The sequence below is a fragment of the Halococcus sp. PRR34 genome, assembly GCF_028617175.1.
GTDB classification, from domain to species: Archaea; Halobacteriota; Halobacteria; order Halobacteriales; family Halococcaceae; genus Halococcus; species Halococcus salifodinae.
In genome coordinates, this window is the sequence record NZ_JAQJDA010000016.1 from 1 (window position 1) to 20,051 (window position 20,051).

Genomic DNA, 20,051 nt, shown 5'->3' on the forward strand with positions numbered 1-20,051 from the left:
AAAGACTCCTCTTCCGCTTCATCTCAATCGTTCTAACGACTCACCCCGACGCCGTCGGCGGATTCAATAGAGCTGTTCAACACGGTCGTCTTCCCTGCGCCGAGATTGCCGCTCAGCACGGTGACGGGAATCGTCTCTCGACTCATCATTAACAACTGTGCACCGTATCTTATTTATATTCAGATATTCTATACCAGTTATTGTTAAGAATGACCTCAGACACGATCCGTAAATATGAGTCGCTTGACGTGGCCGTAGTTGGTGCAGGAGCCGCTGGAGTCGGGATCGGAGCCGTCCTTGCCGATCTCGATATCGGCTCCTACGTCATTTTCGAGCGTGACGATGTCGGCGCGTCCTTTCGACAATGGCCAGAGGAAATGCAGTTCATCACACCATCGTTTCCGAGCAACAGCTTCGGATGTCGTGATCTGAACGCCATAACCACGGACACATCACCTGCCTTCGCCCTCGATCGAGAACACCCGACCGGCGTGGAGTACGCCGAATATCTCCAAGGAGTCGCTGAGTTCCACGATCTTCCTGTCCGAACGGGTGTCGAAGTGGAGTCTCTCGAACGTCATAAGGACGGTTTCGTACTGCATACGACTTCCGGCGTCATCCACAGTCGCTTCGTCGTTTGGGCGGCTGGTCAGTTCGACCAGCCGAACGACGACCCGTTCCCTGGCGCGAACTACTGTGTCCACAACTCCCGGGTGAGTTCGTGGAGTGAGTTCGCCACAGAGTGTGTCGACGATCTTGTTGTTATTATTGGTGGCTACGAGAGTGGGATCGACGCGGCCCTGACGCTCGCCAACTATGGCCAGGAAGTGCTGGTCCTCGACGAAGAGGGGCCATGGCAGTTCCGGGGGCCCGACCCAAGTGAAGTACTCTCCCCTCACACTAGCCAGCAGCTTCACGACGCGCTCGAAAATGGCGCATCGATCGCGCTTGGGGACGGTACTCGTGTCGAGCGTGTCGATATGAAAGACAGTACGTTCGACGTTCGTGGCAGTGACGGAGAGTTCTACACGACCCGAAACCAGCCCGTACTTGCGACGGGTTTCGAGAGGGGACTCGGACTGGTAGACGAACATTTCGATTTCGAGGACGGGTTTCCACAGATCACCGAGCACGACGAATCAGCCACGACCTTGGGACTGTTTCTCGTTGGACCCCAGGTCGCACACAACGGACAGCAGTTCTGCTTCATCTACAAGTTCAGACAGCGATTCGCAGTTGTCGCCGACGAAATCGCCGCTAGACTCGGCATCGATCGCTCCCCGCTCGATGTGTACCGTGAGAAAAACATGTTCCTCGAGGATCTGTCCTGATGTGAGTCCGACATGTGTGACTGCTAGCTATGATATCAACGATTGCCCGAGCCGACGACAGAACCGATCGTACGAACGGGCACACAGAAGACGACAGCCACGTCCGTCGTACGATCGGCCGTGAACAAGCGATTGTCACTAGTGACGATATTGGCCTCCATCGACCGTCGTTCCGTGAACTAATGCAGAAGACGAGATTAATCAAACATGATTGACAGACGGTCGCCATCGAACAGTGCTCCGTCGGCAGAGAGCGAATCGAAAGAGCCCGTCGTTGTCGTCGGGAAAGAGAGCGTCGGTAAATCGGAACTCATCTCCAAGATGGCTGGCGCGTATCCGATAACGGGGAACTTTCGCGGGACGACCGTCGATGTTGAACGGTACGAATCGGATCGGTTTGTCTTCGTGGACACGCCCGGAATCCTCCTCGGGACAGATACAGAGACGACGCGGGCGGCTATCCGTGCCGTCGAGGAAACTGAGACGGTGGTACTCGTACTCCGGGCGACGAACATCGACGATGATCTCCAGGACCTTCTGCCACTGGTGCAGGGAAAACTCGGTGCGATTGCTGTCACGTTCTGGGACAAGGTGGATAACAGGAACGAAGCACGTGAGGAGCTGGACGGGCTTGCAGCCGCTCTTGGTGTACCACTCGTCCCGGTCGACGCTCGGAACGTCTCTCGCATAGCGACAGACAGCGGCACCGGTGCCACGAGGAGCGACTACAATCAGCTCATCAGTGCGATTCAGAATGCCGATGAGTTCCCGGGTGGAGTCGACCGACGGACAGATATTCACCTCGAACCGCCGGAGACGATCATCGAGCACCCCGTCTTCGGACCGCTCGTCAGCATACTACTTCTCCTGCTGCCCGCAGCTGTTGCAGTCCACTTCGCAAACGCTGCTGCCGCCGAACTCTCCCCTCGAGTCAGCACAGTTCTTGAACCCGTGGTTCAGTGGGCAAACAGTCTTCCGGGCCCAGTTGCAGCAGTTCTGGGTGGTGAGTACGGCCTCCTCTCGATGGGACCGTTCCTGTTCGTCTGGGCAGGACCGACGATTCTCATCTTCGCCGTCTTCATGGCAGTCTATAAGAAGAGCGGGATCGTCACGCGGATTACTGCGTCACTCCATCCACATCTTCGACGGGTTGGTCTCACTGGACGGGACCTCGTTCGCGTCATAATGGGCTTTGGCTGTAACGTCCCAGCGGTCACCAGTACCCGCGGTTGTTCGGACTGTACGCGCCGGACGACCGTCTCGGCCATCGGTTTCGGGTCGGCCTGTTCGTATCAGTTCCCCGCTACGCTCGCAGTGTTCGCGGCAGTCGAGATGCCGTGGCTCGTCTTCCCATATCTCGGTGTTCTCACGACGACGACGCTCATCTACGCACGGCTGATCGCCCCGGAGAACGCACGGACGACCTCGCTCGCCACCGGGAACCGCGCGTTCCTCCAGTGGCCGACGTGGCAGTCGGTGTGGCTCGAAACCCGAACCGTGATTCGAAGTTTCTTCGTGAAGGCGCTGCCTGTGTTCGTCGGTATCGTGTTCGTCGCATCGCTCCTCGATTATCTCGGAGCGCTCGACGTGACGGGAGACGTCCTCGCGCCGGTGATGGGGCTGTTCAATCTCCCCGGCGAGACAGCACTCGTCGTCGTTTTAGGTTCGATCCGGAAAGATGGCCTGCTGTTGTTGCAGTCGGATGGATTGAGCCCGACGCTAACGACCATGACCCCCGTTCAAGTCCTGACTGCCGTCTATCTGGCTGGAGTGTTGCTCCCCTGTCTCGTCACCGCAATCACGGTCGCGAAGGAACTTTCAGTGAACTACGCGGGGCGAATGATGCTCCGCCAAGCTACGGCTGCTGCGGGCTTCTCTCTGCTCATCGCATGGGGTGGCTCGCTTCTCGTCTGATCGATGACTGCTCGAACGATGACGCTCGCGGTCGACCTCGCCGCATTGCATCGGCTGCAGAACCCGCGAGCGGTCGTCGTCGACACGAGACAGTGGGCTCAACACGTCGGTATCGTCGCGAAGGATAGCGACGCCGCGGTAGGGTTCACCACCCGTCACGTCATCCGCCGTGACTTCCCACGAAACTCCTGTGACAGGAAGACAGCCCTGAAAAATGCACACTCACGATTCAAAACAGATCGACACGTGTACGTCGGGGTCGAAGACAGTCGGATTCTCGCGGAAGGTTCCGAGTGGGAGTTTTTGTATGTCGAGACTGCTGCAGAGATGGCCGGGTGGCTGCTCGGAGATGATACGTGTGATGATCGAACGCTACGAGCGCGGCTTCGGAAGCTGTTCTGAACGCCACTCTACAGAGAATGACTCGCCCATCACCACACAAAGACTCGTACCATGGATCGACGCTATCCATGGGCTTCCATCAGGACTCAGTCCTCCTTGTTGGGGTGTGGGCATCAAACGAGGCTGCGCTCATCGGCACGAACCCGTTTTCAACATCCCCTTCAAATCTACCGCGTTGCCTCCGAGGCATCCGGAGAGCGTCGTCGCTCGGCATCGAAGCTCCTCGTTGTCGATACGAACAGCACTTCGCCTTTCTGGAGACAGATACCTCATCGTGGCCGTCTTCGATGTAGTCGTGAAGAACACCGTACCAGCGGAGGTCGGCTACCGACATTCATCATGCACAGCTATCTCTGAAATACGAAAGGAGTTCGACGACAGAGCTCGGTTTTACGATCTGGATCTGGTGATCGTCTCTCCGATAGTGTCGATTGGTATCAGAGAGTATTCGACGGTCAACGCTTCATCCACGGCACGGACTTTCCTGACGAACGTCGAGATGTCTTCGAGATGTCCCTCCAGCACGAACGACTCCATACACCCACGTTTTTCACCGACGCAGTTGTGCGCGTTTGACGAGAGAAGGTCGTCGTGCTCGTGGCGGAGATCCATCATCCGCTCCTCGACCTGTGGACTGTTGTACTCGAACACGGCCGTGACCACTCCCATGAGCTCACTGTCGTCGGGGGGATCGTCCTCAAACTCTCCGAGAAGGGCCCGTGCAGCTTCGCGGACCACCTCGCTCCGACCCGCGTAGTCGTGGTCATCGGCGAACCCATCGATCCGGTCGAGAAGCGAATCCGTCATCGAGACGCTAACGATCTCCATATGTTAATTTTGCGTTTCGAGATATTAAAATCGGTCGGTCGCCTCCCCGCCGATGAGTGCCCGGATGCGTTCGGTGTACTCGACGAACGAACCATCCGTTCGAGACCGCGGCCGCGAAAGATCGACATCGACGATCTCTTTCACCCGTCCAGGCTCAGGACTCATGACGACCACTCGATCACCGAGGAGGGCCGCCTCGTTGACCTCGTGGGTCACGAAGAGCGTCGTTTTTCCCGTCTCCTGCCAGATGTCGAGCAGTTCGGCGTGAAGCCGCTCGCGAGTCCGGGCGTCGACGCTTCCGAACGGTTCGTCCATCAGCAACACGTCAGGATCGACGGCAAGTGCGCGTGCTACGGCGACGCGCTGTTTCATCCCTCCACTGAGTTCCTTCGGATAGGCGTCTGCGACCCCATCGAGACCGACGAGATCGAGCATCTCATGACAGCGGTTGTCACACGCTTCTCGCGCCATCCCCTGTCGTTCGAGCCCGAAACAGACGTTCTCCTGGACCGTGAGCCACGGAAACAAGCCGTACTCCTGAAACACCATCCCGCAGTCGGTGTCGGGACCGTCAACCGTCTCGCCGTCGATCACGACCGTTCCCGCCGTCGGTGCTTCGATCCCCGCGACCGCTCGAAGGAGCGTCGTTTTCCCACAGTCCGAGGGACCAACGAGACAGACGAACTCGCCGCTCTCGACGGTGAACTGCACATTGGACAGCGCCTGCACCGACTGGCGCTCGGACTCGTAGCGCTTGCTCACACCATCGACGAGGATTTCTGGAGTGTGGTCGGTATCGTCCGCGTCGCCAGTGCCGTTAGCGTGGGCACCGACCCGCTCGATCGCATCGGCGCTCTCGTCTACTCGCGCCACGCGAGCATCCTCCCTTCGACGCTGCGGAACGCTCCGTCGGTCACGAGATAGACGAGGCTGATCACCAGCATATACGCGACGCTTATGTCCATCGCGAGGTTGTTCGAGGCGTTGATGATCTCGTAGCCGACGCCGGGTGCGCCGAACAGCTCCGCGCCCACGACGATCATCCAGCACCGACCGATGCTCGTCCGAAAGCTCGTCAGGATCTGTGGCGCGGCACTTGGGAGGACGACGTAACGGATCATTTCAAGGTCTGCCCGAACCCCGAGGCTCGACGCGACCTCCGTGAGCTGGGTGGGAGTGCTTTCGACGCCGCTGTACGCGCCGTAGAAGTTGATCCAGAACGCGCCGATGAACACGATGAACGCCGCTCCCGTATGACCGATCCCGAACCACACGATCGCGAAGACGATCCATGCCAGCGGCGGGATCGGCCGCAGGATTCGAACTACCGGCGTCAGTGCGTCATCGAGTCGCCCGCTCCATCCGAGGGCGACACCGAGTGCGATCCCGAACGATGCCCCGATGAGCAACCCCGGAACGTAATGGAGCAAGCTCTGGGCGAGCTTCACCACCATCCGTGCGGTCTGGATCTCAGTGCCGACCACCGGGAGCGTAAGTCTCGCACTCGTCGTGAGCTGCTCGACGAACGCGCTCGCCGCCGCCAGTGGACTCGGAAGGAGATACGCCGGTGTAACGACCGACGATGCTGCCCACCACAGCCCGAGAAATCCGATCGTTCCGAGGACTCCACGCACGATCCGACTCGCGTTCCACTCGGGAAACGTCCGTTTTCCAGTAGCCTGGTCGGTGTCACTCGTTTCGATGCTCATTGGTTCGAGACGGTATCGTAGACCTCGAAGTCGAACAGTTGGTCGGGCGAGACCACCGAATCCGTGTTTCCGACCTCTTTGACGAACTCGGCCATCGTCGCCGCCTGATCTCTGAGTTCATGTGGATCGGAGAGGAAATCGGACGCCTGGGAGTCGATCGCCTCCCGCGCCAGTTCGGTACTGACACCCGACCCGATGACCGCCGCGGCGTCTTCGGCCGCTTTCTTTGGGTTCTCGCGGAGGAACTGCGTTGCTTTGCTGTGCTGTTCGACGAACTGTTCGGCAACGCTCCCAGGGACACTGTTCTGGACGAACGTCACGGTTACTGGGTGCCCCGGAAGGATCTCACCAGACCATGCGACCTCACCGAAGCCCTGCTCGCTCGCGATCACCGTCGCAAACGGCTCCTGGATCATCGTCGCGTCGATCTCACCCGCCTGGATCGTCTGTGGGGCCTTCGCCGGGGACAGCTTCACCTTGTCGATCACCGACTCCATCTCACCGAGATCGAGATCCTGCTCGATCCAGTATCGCAGGACGACGTCCGGAACGCTCCCGTCGGGTGGAACGCCGAATTTCATCTTCCTCCCGTGCTGGTTCTCGAACGCCGAGAATGCATCCCCCTGCTGGTTCGTGTACAGATCAGCGAACGCGCTCGTCGCCATCACCCGGAACCCGTTCCGGCTGTTCGCCGCCAGTACGTTCGCCGCTTTGCCCTTGTCGACGAGCACCATCGCTGGCGTGATCCCGAACAGCGCGATATCGACCTCGTCGCTCGCGAACGCCTTGACGACGCTCGGACCGTTCGAGAACCGTTCGACGGTCACTGCCGAGGAGATCGATTCGTAGTAGCCCTCCTCTTGCATGATGTAGTGCTGCATATTCGGGTAGATCGGCACGTAGGCGACAGTGAGCTGCCCCATATTACTCGTCGTGGCAGTAGTGTTGGTTCCTTCAGCATCGCTGCTGCCGGGATTGCCCTGGCCGACACAGCCGGCCAGTCCCACCACACTACCCGCTGCTATCCCACCTGCTGCGAGGAGCTGCCGCCGGGTGCGTTCACTCATAGCTACTGCTATCTGCCACCCCAGCCTTAATAAAAGCTACTATCGAAGGCAAGCTTTTTATTAAGATGGGTGAGCGACAGCGCTATTGGACGCTCTTTGGTTCGTGCGTTAGGACGCTGATCCTGAGACAGTGACCAGATTCCGCTCGCGGCTCGTTTACTGTACCAAGAAACCGACTGCATCGAACATCCATTCCGTGCATTCAGCACCGACCCAGCCGACGGCAGAGTGCATGAGCATATCACTTGCCGGGTTTCAGAAACAGCGGTCGTCATCGTCGTCGCACACACCGAGACGACGGTTCGTGACGTCGCACGCCCTGGGAAAGTATGGCTATATAGAAGTCATAGAAGGGTACTTACGATCCCTATTGCTACGTAGCGATGATGCAGGAGAGCCCAGTGAGTCGGCGCGCAGTGCTGGCCGGTGGAGCCGGCCTCTGTGCGGGACTCGCCGGTTGTATCAGTACGAGTGCGACGCCGCCGAGTCAGGCAGGCGGGAACGATTCGGGTGGTGGCGGTGGCAACGAGAACGTCCCGACGCTCCGTCTGGGTGGCTCCTCGACGGTGTTCCCGATCGTCGACAGGGCGGCGTCGTTCTGGGGGACGAACGCCGCTCCACCCGACGAAGAGTACTGGACGCCCGACGAGTACGGGATCAGTACCGACGAGCGCCTCGCGGACTACTGGGCGGGACAGTACGGTTTCGATGCGATCGACAGCGAGACGCCCCCGATCGCGGTGTCGGTGGAGCTCAGCCACTCGGGAACGGGGCTCGAAAACCTCCGGAAGGGACGGCTCGACCTCGGGAACTCGAGCGCACCCGTGAAAGCCGAGTTCCCCGAGTTGGAGCAAGCCGAGCTCTCGAAGTACACGGATCACGTCGTCGGTGTCGACGCCCAGCCGATCGTCGTGAGCGGGGCGATCGCCGAGGCCGGCGTCGAGAAGATCTCGGCTGAGACCCTGAAGGGGATCTACGCCGGCGACATCACGGACTGGCGGGACGTTCCGGGCTACGAGGGACCGAAAGTAGAGATCCAGACGGTCGGGCGCGCCGAGGGCTCGGGCACCGACACCGCGTTCCGGAACAACCTCTTCGGCGATTCGGACGCCCCGATCCCCGGCGTCGACAGCCGGAAAGGGCAAAACCAGCAGGTCAGACAGATCGTCGCGAACTCCGACAACGCGATCGCGTACATGGCGCTCGCGTTCGTCGACGACTCCGTCTCCACGATCGCGCTGACGTTCGACGGCACCGAGTACGTGCCCGGCGAGAACCTCGCGGAGGGTGGCTACCCGCTCGCGCGTGATCTCCACTGTTACACGTGGGACGGCACGTCGAAGAAGGAGGCCGCGTTCGTCCGGATGATTCTCAGCGAGTACGGCCAGGCGAACTTCGTGAAGGGTGCGGGCTACGCGGTACTGACCGACAAACGACAGCAACGCCAGCGCGACAAGCTTCCGACCCCGCAGCAATGAGCACCGGGACCGGACTTTCGGGACGGATGGAAGGGGTCGCTGGCGGGATGGGCCACGTCGGCGGGCTCGTCCTCGCGACGCTGCTCGCCACCGCGGTCACGTTCTTCCTCGCGCCGGGGCTCGTCGTGTACCCGCTCGCGGCGGTCGTCGTGAGCGTGGCCTACGGCTGGGTCGCCGACGAGGCGACGACCGCCCGCACGCTCGCACTCGCGGCGACGGTCGTGACGGTGCTCGTCCTCGGGCTGATCATGATCTATCTCGTCGCGCGGTCGTTCCCGGCGTTCCGGGCGATGGGTCTCGACATTTTGACGAAGACCGACGGGACGCTGTGGGCATCGAGCGAGGCGATCTACTCGCTCGTCCCGATGATGTGGGGGACGCTGGTCACGACGCTCATTGCGGTCGTGATCGCGGCCCCGCTCGGCGTCGCGGGCGCGGTGTTCATCAGCGAGATGGCCCCCGACTGGGCACGGAACGTCCTCAAACCCGCGGTGGAGGCGCTCGCGGGGATTCCGTCGATCGTCTACGGTTTCATCGGGTTCACGGTTCTCAACCGGTTCATGATGGACGAGTTCGCGCTGCCGGACTTCGGCAGCCTGTTCGTGGTGGGGACCGTGATCGGCGCGATGGCGCTGCCCACCGTGGTCTCCGTGGCCGAGGACGCGATCACGAGCGTGCCCGGCCCAATGAAGGACGGCTCGCTCGCGCTTGGTGCGACCGGCTGGCAGACCACGACCGACGTCACGGTGCCCGCGGCCTTTTCCGGCATCTCCGCCGCTGTCCTCCTTGGTGTGGGGCGCGCGGTCGGCGAGACCATGGCCGCGACGGTGATTCTCGCCAACGTCACGGAGCTGCCCGACCCGCTGTACGACGTGTTCGGCAACACCATCACGCTCACGAGCCTGATCGCCAGCCAGTACGGCATCGCGAGCGGTCTCCAGATGAGCGCGCTGTTCGCCGCCGGCGTCGTCCTCTTCGTGACGGTGCTCGGTCTCAGTCTCGGCTCGCAGTACATCGAACGCCGGATGCAGCGCAAACTCGGGGGGAGTGAGTGATGGCCGAAACGAGCACATCCGCCCTCACTCGCGGTACGTCCGGCTCGCTCCGGTACGCGGCTGGCGCGGTCACCGGCCTCGGCGTCGGTGTCCTGCTCGTGAGCCTGCTCGCGTTCGCGGGGGCGATCCCGACCGGCACCGTCGCGGGCGTCCCGCTGCTCGATCTGCTCGCGGTCGTCCTCGGAGCGGGGGCGCTCGGTATGATCGGTGTCGGGACCGCCTCGTCGGCAGGACTGCTCGACACGACGCCGGATCACACCGCGGGCACGTCGATCGCGGCGGTGTTCGGGGTTCTCGGCTTCGTCGCCGGCAGCCTCGTAGCTGCACAGACGCTCGGGCTGGCGACGCTCTGGCCGCTCGGCGGAATCGCGGGCGCGGCGCTCGGCGTCGGTCTCGCGCTCGTCCCGCGCGAAGACGTGGCGCTCGCCGCGACCGGCGGCGGGTTCGCGCTGATCACGAGCCTCGTCGTTCTCACCGGCGTCATCGGCTCGAACTGGTCGTGGCAGCCGAGCGGACTGTCGGTCGTTTTCAGCGCCGACACGACCGTGCCGCTGCTGTTCGGCGTCGCCGGCCTGCTGCTCGCGTGGGTCGGCGCACAGGCGATCGCCGGGTTCGGCACGCAGGGCAAGGCGCGCGGCGCGTCGCTGCTCGTGAGCGCGAACGCCGCGGGGATGATCGCGCTGCTCGTGGTGCTGGTTTCGTTCATCGCCGTCCGCGGGTGGGGGCCGATGACCGAGGGAATCCGATACGGGCTGTTCTGGGAGCCGCTCACGTGGTTTCAGGTCCCGATCTGGAACCAGTGGGTCATCGTCGACGCGCCGACGATCTGGTTTTACTGGCCGTTCGCGATGGAAGGCGTCGCGATCACCAACCCAGTAAACGGCGTCGCCCCCGCAATCGTCGGCACGGTCTGGCTGGTGGTCGGCGCGGTGACGTTCGCGGTGCCGCTCGGGGTCGGAACTGCGGTGTTCCTGACCGAGTACGCCGAGCAGGGCCGGATCACCGCGCTGGTCGAGATCGCGACCAACGGGCTCTGGAGCACGCCGAGCGTGGTCTACGGCCTGTTCGGGCTCGCGTTCCTCGTCCCACGGATCGGCAACCAGAGCACGCTGCTGTCGGGAATGATCGTGCTCGGGTTCATGTTACTGCCGCTCGTGGTCATCACGAGCCGGGAGGCGCTGCTCAACGTCCCCGACGAGTACCGCGACGCGAGCGCCGCGCTCGGGGTCAGCCGGTGGGAGACGATCAAGACCATCGTGTTGCCGGCCGCAATGCCGGGCGTCATCACCGGCACGATCCTCGGCGTCGGCCGGATCGCAGGCGAGACGGCACCCATTTTGCTGGTGCTCACCGGCGAGCCGTTCCCCGCCGAAGGGCCCGATCTTCTCGACTTCTCGGCCGGGTTCACGTCGTCGTTCCCGTTCGTGGAGGTGAGCGCGATCAACCCGGACGCACTGCTCCAGTCCGCGACCGCGCTGCCCTACCAGCTGTTCGCCACCATCACTGCGGGTGTCGGCGACGTCTCCGAGGGCTTCAGATGGGGGACGGCGCTCGTCCTCCTGTTGGTGGTGATGAGCTTCTACGCCGTCGGTATCGCCTCGCGAATCTACTTCCGGAGGAAACTCGACGCATGAGTACGACACAAACCGAACCAGAGGAACGACCCGAACGCACCGCCGCCGAAACCGACGAACGCATCGATCCCGCGTGGACCGAGTACGGGTTCGACGGCCGGACGAAACTCGCCGTCGACAGCCTCGACGTCCACTACGGCGACGAGCGCGCGATCGACGACGTCAGTCTCGAGATCCCCGAGGAGAGCGTCACCGCGCTGATCGGGCCCTCGGGCTGTGGGAAGTCGACGTTCCTCCGGTGTCTCAACCGGATGAACGATCGGATCGACGCCGCACGGGTCGACGGCTCGGTCAGATTCGACGACGAAGAGATCTACGGCGACAGTACCGATCTCGTCGAACTGCGAAAGCGCGTCGGAATGGTGTTCCAGCAGCCGAACCCGTTCCCGAAGTCGATTCGGGACAACGTCGCCTACGGTCCCCGGAAACACGGCGAGGTCGAGACAGGGCTGCTCTCTCGGCTGTTCGGCCGCGGTGACGGAACGAACGAAGACGATCTCGTCGAACGGTCGCTCCGGCAGGCGGCGATCTGGGACGAGGTGAAAGACCGGCTCGACGACAACGCACTCGGACTCTCCGGTGGCCAGCAGCAGCGCCTCTGCATCGCCCGCTGTCTCGCGGTCGGCCCCGACGTCATCCTGATGGACGAGCCTGCAAGCGCGCTCGACCCCATCGCCACCTCGAAGATCGAGGATCTCATCGAGGACCTCGCCGAGGACTACACCGTGGTCGTCGTCACCCACAACATGCAGCAGGCCGCCCGCATCTCCGACCAGACCGCCGTGTTCCTCACCGGCGGCGAACTCGTCGAGTACGGCGACACCGACCAAATCTTCGAGAACCCCGAAAGCCAGCGCGTCGAGGACTATATTACGGGGAAGTTCGGGTAGCGCCGAACCGGGAAGTCGACGAGCGAACCGAATGGGCGACGCCAGCGCGGCAACGGGGTCGTGCTGTTGGTCGGAACCCATGTCGCGGTTGGCGCGCGCTCGCGCTCGTGTGCGAACAGCGAGGTGCGAGCGAAGCGAGCACCTCGCCGCGAGCATCGAGCGCGGATCGGCGTGCGAGGGATGACTGAGAGAACGAACGGAGTGAGTGAACGAGGGAATCGGTTGGGGAGGCGTGTGGACGGTTGTGGTGCTGTTCTCATTGGCGTCGGCATCGCAGTGGTCTCGACAGCGGCGACGGCTATCGATACCACGAACGTCTCGAAAGTCCCGGCAACGCCGGGAGTGACGCCTTTTTCAATCCCACCGGGAGCAGTTGCTCAGCTGGCTGTCGCCGAAGTCAACAGCGGCTTCCCAGCAGAAAGCGGTTCGTTCGAGTGCTGCTACTCCCGGAGCCGTGATTGCGTTACTTCGACCGGAGTGCGTCCCTCGCCGACGAGCGGGTCCGCGACGCTCGCGTGGGCGAACACGGTACCCTCGCGGACAGCGTCGGTGCAACGAGCCCGGAGTGTAACCGTCCCACGATCACTCTCGACGGCGACTTGAGCGCCATCCACGATGTCACGCGTGGCGGCGTCGGCGGGGTTGATCTGCACCGTCGCCGCTTCCCGGCGAGCACTCGGACTGCCGGCGTCTTCGTCGACCCGACTTTCGGTCAGCAACACGAGCCCGTCCCCGTCGCCCGAATCGCGATCGTCCCCAGCCGTCCCGCTTGCCGCCACGTCGATCGGTTCGAGCGGTGCGCGCTGCCGTCCGGTCCGGAATCGCTTCCGATGGAGAATGTCTTGGCCCTCACTTTCGCCCTCGGAAAACGGCCACCGCTCGCCGCCATCGAGGACGCCCTCGTACTCCATCCCCGCGTAGAGCGGGTTCACTCGTGTCATCTCGTCGAACACCGCTGGCGGCCCGTCGTACTCGAAATCGATGTCGGTGAGCCGAGCGCCGAGATCGGCGAGAACGTCGAAGTCGCGCCGCGCTCGTCCCGGCGGCGACGCGGCGGGGCGGAGCGCCTGGACCTGCCGGTCGAGGTTGGTCACGGTGCCCTCCTTTTCCGCCCACGCGCTCGCCGGGAGCACCACGTCGGCGAACGCGGTGGTTTCGTTCGGCGCGACATCCTGAACGGCGAGGAAATCGAGGTCGGCGAACAGCCGCTCCGAGGTCGCGTCGTCGAGTCGGTTCACCGCGGGGTTCTCCCCGAGCACGAACGCGCCCCGAACTCCCGATCCGAACTCCCTGACGAGATCGGGCTCGGATCGTCCAGACTCGGCAGGTGGCTCGACGCCCCACTCGGCGGCGACGCGCGCGCGGGCGTCGGCGTCCGAGACGGGCGCTTCGCCCGGCAGGCAGTCCGGTCGCGCACCCATATCGCTCGCACCCTGTTCGTTCACGAGGCCGCGAAAGGGGTTCATCCCCACCCCGCGCTTGCCGAGGTTCCCGGTGACGAGGAGGAGATCGAGCAGCGCGTTCGGGGTCGTGCCCTCGTCGTCCTCGATTCCCGTTCCGGTGACGACGGCGGCGCGGTCGGCCTCGCCGAACGTCTCGGCCGCCTCGCGCACCGCCGCAGGGTCGAGTCCCGCTCGCTCGGCGTCCGCCGCGACGTCGAAGCGCTCCATCGAGCGGGCGAACGCGTCGAACCCCGTCGTGCGCTCCGCGACGAACGCCCGATCTTCGAGCCCCGCATCGAGGATCGCTCGGACGAGCAGCGCCACCGCGAGTGCGTCGCGCCCCGGATGCGGTGCGAGGTGCTGTGTCGCGAGTCGTGTCGTCCGGTTCGCCCGGGGATCGAGATGGAGCAGGGCCGCACCGTCGTTGACCGCCGGCCGGACACACCGATCGAACGCGATCGGCTGGCGCTCGGCTGGGTTCGCGCCGGCGACGAGGAAGACATCGGCCTCGGCGAGGTCGTCGAGGCTGTTGGTGGTCCCACCCGAGCCGAGTCGTGCTTCCATCGCCTCCGCGGTCGCGTCGTGACAGCTCCGCGCGCGGTTGTCGGCGTTGTTGGTGCCGAGCGAGCGCGCGATCTTCTGGAGGAGGTAGTTCTCCTCGTTCGTGCATCGCGGCGCACCAAAGAAAGCGAGTGCGTCCGGCCCGTGTCGCTCGCGGACCCGCTCGATCCCGCTTGCGACACGATCGAGCGCTTCTTCCCACGAAACGGATTCGAGATCGCCGTCGCGCCGCACGAGGGGAGTGGTCAGTCGATCCTCGTCGAGACCCTCGAACGCCGCGATCCCCTTCGGACAGAGCCGCCCTTCACGATTGACGCGCGCGCCCTCGACCCCGGTCGCGCGGCCGGTTGCCTCGTCGTACCGCAGCCGACACCCGACCGCACACCGCGGGCAGGTGGTTTCGGTTCGTTCGTCGAGACGCTCCTGGCTCATGGATGGACGACCGGCGTCACCGGTTGGATCCGGGCTCGGCGCACGATCACTCCTTCGGGATGTCGCCCGCGAGGACGTTCCGAACGACGTGGAGGCCGGTCGCAGCGAGCACCACGACCATATTGAAGAGTGCATGCGGGACGAACGTCTTCGTCCGGCTGATCCGGCTCCCACAGTCCGGGCAGGTCGTTGCCTCGCTGTCGAAGCGCTTACCGCAGACGGTACACTCCCGGAGCGTTCGTTCACGCGAGCTTTCGACGCCGGTTTCGTCGCTCGTGATACCCGCCAGCCGCTTGATTCGGCGTGTGAGACTCATGGGTATCAGTCGTCCGACGCTGCCGGTCGTTCGTCACTTCCGGAGTCCGTTTCGGCGGGCGGCCGTTCGTCGCTCTCGGCGGGTGGCCGCTCTCCCTCCGTCGATCCACCCTCCAGCGTCACCTGAACGTCAGTGACCTTGTACTCGGGCGCGCGGCTCGGCCCGTCGAGCGGTTCCTCCTTGGTCAGGTTGTTTGCCCCCCCTTCGAGGTAGTGCATCGGGACGAACACCTCGCCCGGACTCGGGCGATCGGTCGTCTCGGCGCGCACCGCGGTCGCTCCGTGGCGCGAGGTCAGCGTGACGGTCTCGCCATCGGCGACGCCGTACTCCGCCGCAGTCTGCGGATGGATCTCGACGAAGCTTTCGGCGGAGTACGCGTCGAGCCCCTCCTCCCGGAGCGTCATCGTGCCGGTGTGGTACTGGTAGAGAACTCGTCCAGAGGTCATCACCAGCGGGAACTCCTCGTCGGGCGTCTCGCCGGGTTCGATCGCGTCGGCGACGTGCATCTGGGCCTTCTCGCTGTCCTCGACCGCATGGAAGCCGTCGGCGTAGAGGTAGGGCGTGCCATCGTCGTCCTCGCTCTGACACGGCCACGGAATCCCACCCTCCGTTTCGAGGCGTTCGTGACTGATCCCGCCGTAGATCGGTGTCAGATCCGCGATCTCGTCCATGATGTCCGACGGCGAGTCGAACCCCCAGTCGTAGCCGAAGCGTGCCGCGAGCGCCTGGGTGATCTCCCAGTCCGGCTTCGCGTTCCCCTTCGGCTCGATCGCGCGCTTGACGAGCTGCACGTGGCGGGACGAACTCGTGTACGTCCCGTTCGATTCGACGGTCGAGGTCGCCGGGAGCACCACGTCGGCGTATTCGGCAGTTTCGGTGAGGAAGATGTCCTGGACCGCGAGAAAGTCGAGATCTTCGAGGACCTCCGTCGCGTGGCCGATGTTCGGCTCGGAGATCTGGGGATTCTCGCCCTGGATGAACATCCCTTTGAGATCGTCATCGTCGGCAGCCAGAAACATCTCGGTCAGGCGATACCCCTCCTCGGCGGGCATTTCGTCCATCTCCATTCCCCACTGCTCGGCGAACTTCTCACGGTTCTCCTCGTCAGTCACCGGCTGATAGCCCGGGAAGTTGTTCGGGAGCGGCCCCATGTCACCGCCACCGCCCTGGACGTTGTTCTGGCCGCGGAACGGGCTGACGCCGCTTTTCGGCCCACCCATGTGACCCGTGATCAGCGCGAGGTTCGCGATCGCGTAGATGTTGTCCGTCCCGTGGGAGTGCTCGACCAGTCCGAGCGTCCAGCCGAACATGCACGAATCGGCGGTGGCGATCGTCTCGGCCGCACTCTTCAGCTCCTCGGGCGGGATGCCTGCCTTCTCCTCGACGAACTCGGGCGTGAACTCCTCGACACTCTCTCTGATCTTCTCCAACCCGTCGACGTGCTCCGCGATGAACTCCTCGTCGTGGAGGTCTTCGGCGAGGATGTACCGGATCATCCCGTTGATCCACGTCGTGTCGTAGCCGGGTTCGACGCGGGTGAACTGATCGGCGTATTCGGCGATCTGAGTCTTCCGTGGGTCGAAGACGAGCAAATCCGCGCCGTCCCGGACGTTCTGTTTGATCCGCGTCCCGAACACCGGGTGGGCCTCGGTGGTGTTCGAGCCGACGAGCACGTAGCAGTCGGTGTCTTCGAGCGCTGTCAACCCTGTCGAGGCCGCCCCGAACCCGAACGTGTCCGAGAGCCCCTCGACGGTCGCGGCGTGACACAGCCGGTTGCAGTTGTCGATGTTGTTCGTTCCCAAGACCTCGCGGGCGAACCGCTGCATCACGTAGTTGTCCTCGTTGGTCGCCTTCGAGGAGGCCACCAGACTGATCGCGTCCGAACCATACTCCTGCTGAATCCCGTCGAGCCCCTCCTTCACTCGCGAGAGCGCCTCGTCCCACGACGCCTCGCGGAACTCACCGTCCTCCTTCACGAGCGGCTGGGTCAGCCGGTCGTCGCTGTCGACGTAGCCGTAGCTGAACTTCCCTTTCACACAGGTCGAGATACCGTTGATCGGGGCCTTCTCCGGGTTCGGCCGCGTCCCGAGCACCTCACCGTCCTTCGAGTAGACGTCGAACCGACACCCCACCGCGCAGTACCCGCAGGTAGTGTCGGTGACGTCGACCTCGTTGAGTCGGTAGTCGCTGAGGGCGTCCGCGACGTCGAACAGTCGGCCTTCCGACATCGTGTTCGCGGCGACGCCCTCGACGGCGTGCTCGACCGACGCGAACGCGTCGCTCTCGGTTGCGTTCGCCATCCCCTCCTGGGCCTGCTCACGCGCACGGGCCATGAAGCCCGCGACGCCCTCCTTTTCGGTGTCGGGATCGCCTTCCGGATCGGACTCGGGTGTGGGTTTCCCGGACATGATCAGTCGTCCTCCGTCGCCGGCGATTCGGCGGTCGGTTCGGCGGCCGACTCGTCTCCCTGATCGCCCTTCATCGGCGTCGCCTGACCGGGCTGGAACCGGTCGTTCTCGGCTTCGACGGTCTTGCCGATCGAGTTCTTCTGGGTGAATCCCGGGGCCGGGATGGTCGCCGCGTCGGTCAACCCCTGCTCGACGAGCGCGCCCGTCGGACACACCGTCGCACAGTGGCCACACGAGACACACGTCGAGTCCATCATCGTCTCCGCGTCGTTCTGGAACCCGATCCGGGTGTCCTCGCCCGAGCCTTCGATCCGGAGCACGCCCTCGACCTGGACGTCGTTGCACGCCTCGACGCATCGGTTACAGAGGATGCACTTGTTGCGGTCGATCTGGATGAACGGCGACGAATCGTCGAGCGGTTCGTAGGCGTCGCGCTCGTCGAACACCCCGTACCGAGGTTCGGCCACGTCGTTCTCGATCGAGACGTCCTGAAGTTCGCATCGGCCGTTCTTTCCACAGGTGGTACACCGGAGGTTGTGATTCGAGAGGAGCAGATCGAGGTTGACGTCGCGAGCCTCGCTCGCCTCGGTCGTGTCGGTGCGGACGGTCATCCCGTCTTCGGCGGGGAAGCTACACGACGGCACGACGCCGTGCTCCTCGGTTTCGACCATACACGTCCGACACTCGCTCCGCGGACCGATCTCGTCGTGGTCGTCGTACGAGCACAACGCAGGGACGTAGTCGTCGGTGTCGATTGCCTCGGTGGCGTCGAGCAGGGTCGACTCCGCCGACACCGTGACCGACTCGCCGTCGACCGTGAGCGTCGCCGCCCGGTCGGCGTCGGCCGTCCGATCGCGCTCGACGATCTCGACGGGGGGATCGTTCGCGGTCCCCGGTCTGATGTCTTCGGTCAGCGGCATGGTCGGCTGCGGGTTCTCGACGTCCGGAACGCGTGGGGTGGATTGGTCGGTGCTCATGATGAAACTCCATCGCAGGAACCGCTGGGACAGCGCCCGTCGGCGTGGGCGCGGAACTCGGGCTCGAAGGACTCCATCGCAGTCGTGACGGGGCGCGAGGCCTCCTGGCCGAACTCGCAGGTGCTGGTCTCGCGCATGGTGCGGGCGAGTTCGCGGAGCATCCCATCCTGGTACTCGCCGTCGTACACGTCGCGCAGGAGGTCGACGAGCTGTTTCGACCCTTCGCGACAGGGAACACACCGGCCACAGTTCTCCTCGCGCGCGAGTTTCGCGCGCCGGCCGGCGAGCGCCACCGTGCAGGTCGATTCGTCGAACAGCTCGATAACACCATTGGTACCGAGGCGCGCGCCCCGGAGTCCGGACGCGCTCGCCGGCACGTCGAGATCGCGAGTCAGCCCGCCGAACCGCCCGCCGACACACGCGGTCTTCAGTCCGCCGTCGAGCGCGACCGCACCGCGGACGTCGGCGAGCGTCGCGTCGGTCGGCAGTTCGATCGTCGCGGGTGCGTCGACGTCGCCAGCCACGGTGAACAGTCGAGTCCCCGGATCACCGGGGACACCACCGAGGCCCTCGCCAGCGAGCGCCTGCCCGACCTGGGCAAAGGTGCGGGGTGTGTGGATCACCGTCGGTCGGCCGTACAGTCCGTACTCAGCGGGACCGGGCGGTCTGCGTCTGGCTTCGAGTCGGTCGTTTCCCTCCATCGCTTCGAGCGCCATCGTCATCTCGCCTGCAGTGTACTCGTCCGGTCCGGCGACGACTTGGATCGGGACGGGGGAATCACACTCGGCGGCGAGCGCGTCCGCCGCCTCCTGTGCCCGCTCCCTCGCGAGCGACTCGGTGTCGTTGGTGTAGACGAGCACGTCGGTCGCGTCGACGGCGTGGGCCGTCGCGAGCGCCGCGTCGAGGACCGCGAGCGGCGCGCTTTCGAGCAGGAGTCGATCGGCGCGCGCGTGATCGTCGGCCTCGTTCGCGTTCACGACCACGACCGGCTCGCCGTCGGTTTCGCTCGCGGTCGTCCACGCCCCCGATATCGGGTCGTCGGTGCTGCCGTCGCCCCGGCCTCGCCCGCGGAGCGCGGCGTCCGCGACCCGTTCGTGGACCGCGTCGGGATCGTCGATCCCGTCCTCGGCGAGGAGCGCGCCGTCGCACGAGGTGCGGTAGTCCGCGACGCTCGCCGGTGCCTGCCAGCCACAGCCCCCGAGTGCGCGACGCACGCCGGCCGTGAGCGCCGTCGAAACCATCGTTTCCTCGGGAGGGAGCGGCAGTGTCGACGTGGTCGGGTCGTGCTCCACGGTCGGTCCCCCATCCGGAAGCGATCCGTCTTCGAGTGCCTCGACGGCCGTGCGCGCGTCTTCAACGGTACACCGGGGCAGAAACGCCGTCGCGCCGTCACGAGTCGCGAGGACGAGCGGCGCGAGCGCCTCCACGCCGGTCGGCCCCACCGCAACGACATCGACCGTCTCGGCCGTGTCACGGGCCGCATTCAGGCGGTCGGTGCCGTCGTGCTCGCCGCCGACCGCGATCCGGACGACTGGTTCGTTGCCGATCGCACCCTTGGGCGTTGCCATCACCGAACACAATCGGCGGGAGTATTTGTGTGTGGCGCT

At 64.2% G+C, this 20,051-nt stretch carries 17 protein-coding genes and 1 pseudogene; 7 read left to right on the forward strand and 11 right to left on the reverse strand.

The genetic code is table 11. The features are described from left to right. Window positions 1-53: 53 nt before the first annotated feature. Window positions 54-146, reverse strand: a pseudogene (locus tag PHA81_RS15845) (GTP-binding protein); the annotation flags it as partial. Between the two features lie 69 nt (window positions 147-215). After that, entirely contained in the window at window positions 216-365 is a 150-nt protein-coding gene (locus tag PHA81_RS15850) for a hypothetical protein (protein WP_241430224.1), read from the reverse strand. On the opposite strand from PHA81_RS15850, the gene PHA81_RS15855 reads away from it, so the two are divergent. The 3 genes from PHA81_RS15855 to PHA81_RS15865 all read left to right on the forward strand — a co-directional run bounded on the left by PHA81_RS15855 (window position 312) and on the right by PHA81_RS15865 (window position 3,647). Continuing rightward, a complete protein-coding gene (locus tag PHA81_RS15855; protein WP_241430223.1) occupies window positions 312-1,331 on the forward strand; it encodes an NAD(P)/FAD-dependent oxidoreductase in 1,020 nt (339 codons plus the stop codon). The genes PHA81_RS15850 and PHA81_RS15855 overlap by 54 nt on opposite strands. Before the next feature lie 207 nt (window positions 1,332-1,538). Then, window positions 1,539-3,245 carry a nucleoside recognition domain-containing protein gene (locus PHA81_RS15860; protein ID WP_005038615.1) on the forward strand — a complete coding sequence of 569 codons (1,707 nt, stop codon included), beginning with the start codon at window positions 1,539-1,541 and terminating at the stop codon, window positions 3,243-3,245. Between the two features lie 18 nt (window positions 3,246-3,263). After that, the gene (locus tag PHA81_RS15865; protein ID WP_005038617.1) at window positions 3,264-3,647 is read left to right on the forward strand and encodes a hypothetical protein; all 384 of its coding nucleotides are present in this window, start codon (window positions 3,264-3,266) and stop codon (window positions 3,645-3,647) included. 390 nt (window positions 3,648-4,037) lie between these two features. Here PHA81_RS15865 and PHA81_RS15870 read toward each other — a convergent pair whose 3' ends face one another. Genes PHA81_RS15870 through PHA81_RS15885 form a run of 4 tightly spaced genes read right to left on the reverse strand, consistent with a single transcriptional unit; the run spans window position 4,038 to window position 7,251 of the window. Then, complete coding sequence (locus PHA81_RS15870) at window positions 4,038-4,475, reverse strand: CopG family ribbon-helix-helix protein (RefSeq protein ID WP_005038618.1); 438 nt, start codon at window positions 4,473-4,475, stop codon at window positions 4,038-4,040. Between the two features lie 24 nt (window positions 4,476-4,499). Continuing rightward, the gene (locus PHA81_RS15875) at window positions 4,500-5,348 is read right to left on the reverse strand and encodes an ABC transporter ATP-binding protein (RefSeq protein WP_273837563.1); all 849 of its coding nucleotides are present in this window, start codon (window positions 5,346-5,348) and stop codon (window positions 4,500-4,502) included. Beyond that, window positions 5,336-6,184: an ABC transporter permease gene (locus PHA81_RS15880; protein WP_005038621.1), complete on the reverse strand. Its 849-nt coding sequence runs from the start codon at window positions 6,182-6,184 to the stop codon at window positions 5,336-5,338. The genes PHA81_RS15875 and PHA81_RS15880 overlap by 13 nt, the downstream gene beginning before the upstream one ends. Further along, window positions 6,181-7,251, reverse strand: a complete 1,071-nt coding sequence (locus PHA81_RS15885; RefSeq protein WP_049909751.1) for an ABC transporter substrate-binding protein — start codon at window positions 7,249-7,251, stop codon at window positions 6,181-6,183. The genes PHA81_RS15880 and PHA81_RS15885 overlap by 4 nt, the downstream gene beginning before the upstream one ends. Before the next feature lie 383 nt (window positions 7,252-7,634). Between PHA81_RS15885 and PHA81_RS15890 the strand changes: the two genes are divergently transcribed. From PHA81_RS15890 to pstB, 4 genes are read left to right on the forward strand one after another with little or no spacing between them, the layout of a single operon-like run. Continuing rightward, window positions 7,635-8,729: a substrate-binding domain-containing protein gene (locus tag PHA81_RS15890; RefSeq protein ID WP_005038624.1), complete on the forward strand. Its 1,095-nt coding sequence runs from the start codon at window positions 7,635-7,637 to the stop codon at window positions 8,727-8,729. Next, window positions 8,726-9,784 (forward strand): phosphate ABC transporter permease subunit PstC, encoded by a 1,059-nt coding sequence (pstC, locus tag PHA81_RS15895; protein ID WP_049909752.1) that lies wholly within the window; start codon window positions 8,726-8,728, stop codon window positions 9,782-9,784. The genes PHA81_RS15890 and pstC overlap by 4 nt, the downstream gene beginning before the upstream one ends. Further along, window positions 9,784-11,418, forward strand: coding sequence for a phosphate ABC transporter permease PstA (pstA, locus tag PHA81_RS15900; protein WP_005038627.1), 1,635 nt, complete (start codon window positions 9,784-9,786; stop codon window positions 11,416-11,418). Before pstC ends, pstA begins: the two co-directional genes overlap by 1 nt. Next, window positions 11,415-12,308 (forward strand): phosphate ABC transporter ATP-binding protein PstB, encoded by an 894-nt coding sequence (gene pstB, locus PHA81_RS15905; protein WP_005038629.1) that lies wholly within the window; start codon window positions 11,415-11,417, stop codon window positions 12,306-12,308. The genes pstA and pstB overlap by 4 nt, the downstream gene beginning before the upstream one ends. Window positions 12,309-12,748: 440 nt before the next feature. Here the strand turns inward: pstB and PHA81_RS15910 are convergent, their stop codons facing one another. From PHA81_RS15910 to PHA81_RS15930, 5 genes are read right to left on the reverse strand one after another with little or no spacing between them, the layout of a single operon-like run. After that, window positions 12,749-14,743, reverse strand: coding sequence for a molybdopterin-dependent oxidoreductase (locus PHA81_RS15910; protein WP_005038631.1), 1,995 nt, complete (start codon window positions 14,741-14,743; stop codon window positions 12,749-12,751). A gap of 46 nt (window positions 14,744-14,789) precedes the next feature. Then, complete coding sequence (locus tag PHA81_RS15915; RefSeq protein ID WP_005038632.1) at window positions 14,790-15,059, reverse strand: hypothetical protein; 270 nt, start codon at window positions 15,057-15,059, stop codon at window positions 14,790-14,792. 5 nt (window positions 15,060-15,064) lie between these two features. Next, complete coding sequence (gene fdhF / locus PHA81_RS15920; RefSeq protein ID WP_005038633.1) at window positions 15,065-17,467, reverse strand: formate dehydrogenase subunit alpha; 2,403 nt, start codon at window positions 17,465-17,467, stop codon at window positions 15,065-15,067. A 2-nt stretch (window positions 17,468-17,469) separates the two neighbouring features. Beyond that, the gene (locus PHA81_RS15925; RefSeq protein WP_005038634.1) at window positions 17,470-18,444 is read right to left on the reverse strand and encodes a 2Fe-2S iron-sulfur cluster-binding protein; all 975 of its coding nucleotides are present in this window, start codon (window positions 18,442-18,444) and stop codon (window positions 17,470-17,472) included. Beyond that, window positions 18,441-20,012, reverse strand: a complete 1,572-nt coding sequence (locus PHA81_RS15930) for an NADH-ubiquinone oxidoreductase-F iron-sulfur binding region domain-containing protein (protein WP_005038636.1) — start codon at window positions 20,010-20,012, stop codon at window positions 18,441-18,443. Before PHA81_RS15930 ends, PHA81_RS15925 begins: the two co-directional genes overlap by 4 nt. Between the last annotated feature and the right edge of the window lie 39 nt (window positions 20,013-20,051).

Excerpts from the sequence above, each read along its gene's own strand:
- PHA81_RS15925 (WP_005038634.1), bottom strand. The coding sequence starts at position 18,444 with ATGAGCACCGACCAATCCACCCCACGCGTTCCGGACGTCGAGAACCCG.
- PHA81_RS15890 (WP_005038624.1), top strand. The coding sequence starts at position 7,635 with ATGATGCAGGAGAGCCCAGTGAGTCGGCGCGCAGTGCTGGCCGGTGGA.
- PHA81_RS15880 (WP_005038621.1), bottom strand. The coding sequence starts at position 6,184 with ATGAGCATCGAAACGAGTGACACCGACCAGGCTACTGGAAAACGGACG.
- PHA81_RS15910 (WP_005038631.1), bottom strand. The coding sequence starts at position 14,743 with ATGAGCCAGGAGCGTCTCGACGAACGAACCGAAACCACCTGCCCGCGG.
- fdhF (WP_005038633.1), bottom strand. The coding sequence starts at position 17,467 with ATGTCCGGGAAACCCACACCCGAGTCCGATCCGGAAGGCGATCCCGAC.
- pstB (WP_005038629.1), top strand. The coding sequence starts at position 11,415 with ATGAGTACGACACAAACCGAACCAGAGGAACGACCCGAACGCACCGCC.
- PHA81_RS15865 (WP_005038617.1), top strand. The coding sequence starts at position 3,264 with ATGACGCTCGCGGTCGACCTCGCCGCATTGCATCGGCTGCAGAACCCG.
- PHA81_RS15915 (WP_005038632.1), bottom strand. The coding sequence starts at position 15,059 with ATGAGTCTCACACGCCGAATCAAGCGGCTGGCGGGTATCACGAGCGAC.
- pstA (WP_005038627.1), top strand. The coding sequence starts at position 9,784 with ATGGCCGAAACGAGCACATCCGCCCTCACTCGCGGTACGTCCGGCTCG.
- PHA81_RS15870 (WP_005038618.1), bottom strand. The coding sequence starts at position 4,475 with ATGGAGATCGTTAGCGTCTCGATGACGGATTCGCTTCTCGACCGGATC.
- PHA81_RS15860 (WP_005038615.1), top strand. The coding sequence starts at position 1,539 with ATGATTGACAGACGGTCGCCATCGAACAGTGCTCCGTCGGCAGAGAGC.
- PHA81_RS15930 (WP_005038636.1), bottom strand. The coding sequence starts at position 20,012 with ATGGCAACGCCCAAGGGTGCGATCGGCAACGAACCAGTCGTCCGGATC.
- pstC (WP_049909752.1), top strand. The coding sequence starts at position 8,726 with ATGAGCACCGGGACCGGACTTTCGGGACGGATGGAAGGGGTCGCTGGC.
- PHA81_RS15885 (WP_049909751.1), bottom strand. The coding sequence starts at position 7,251 with ATGAGTGAACGCACCCGGCGGCAGCTCCTCGCAGCAGGTGGGATAGCA.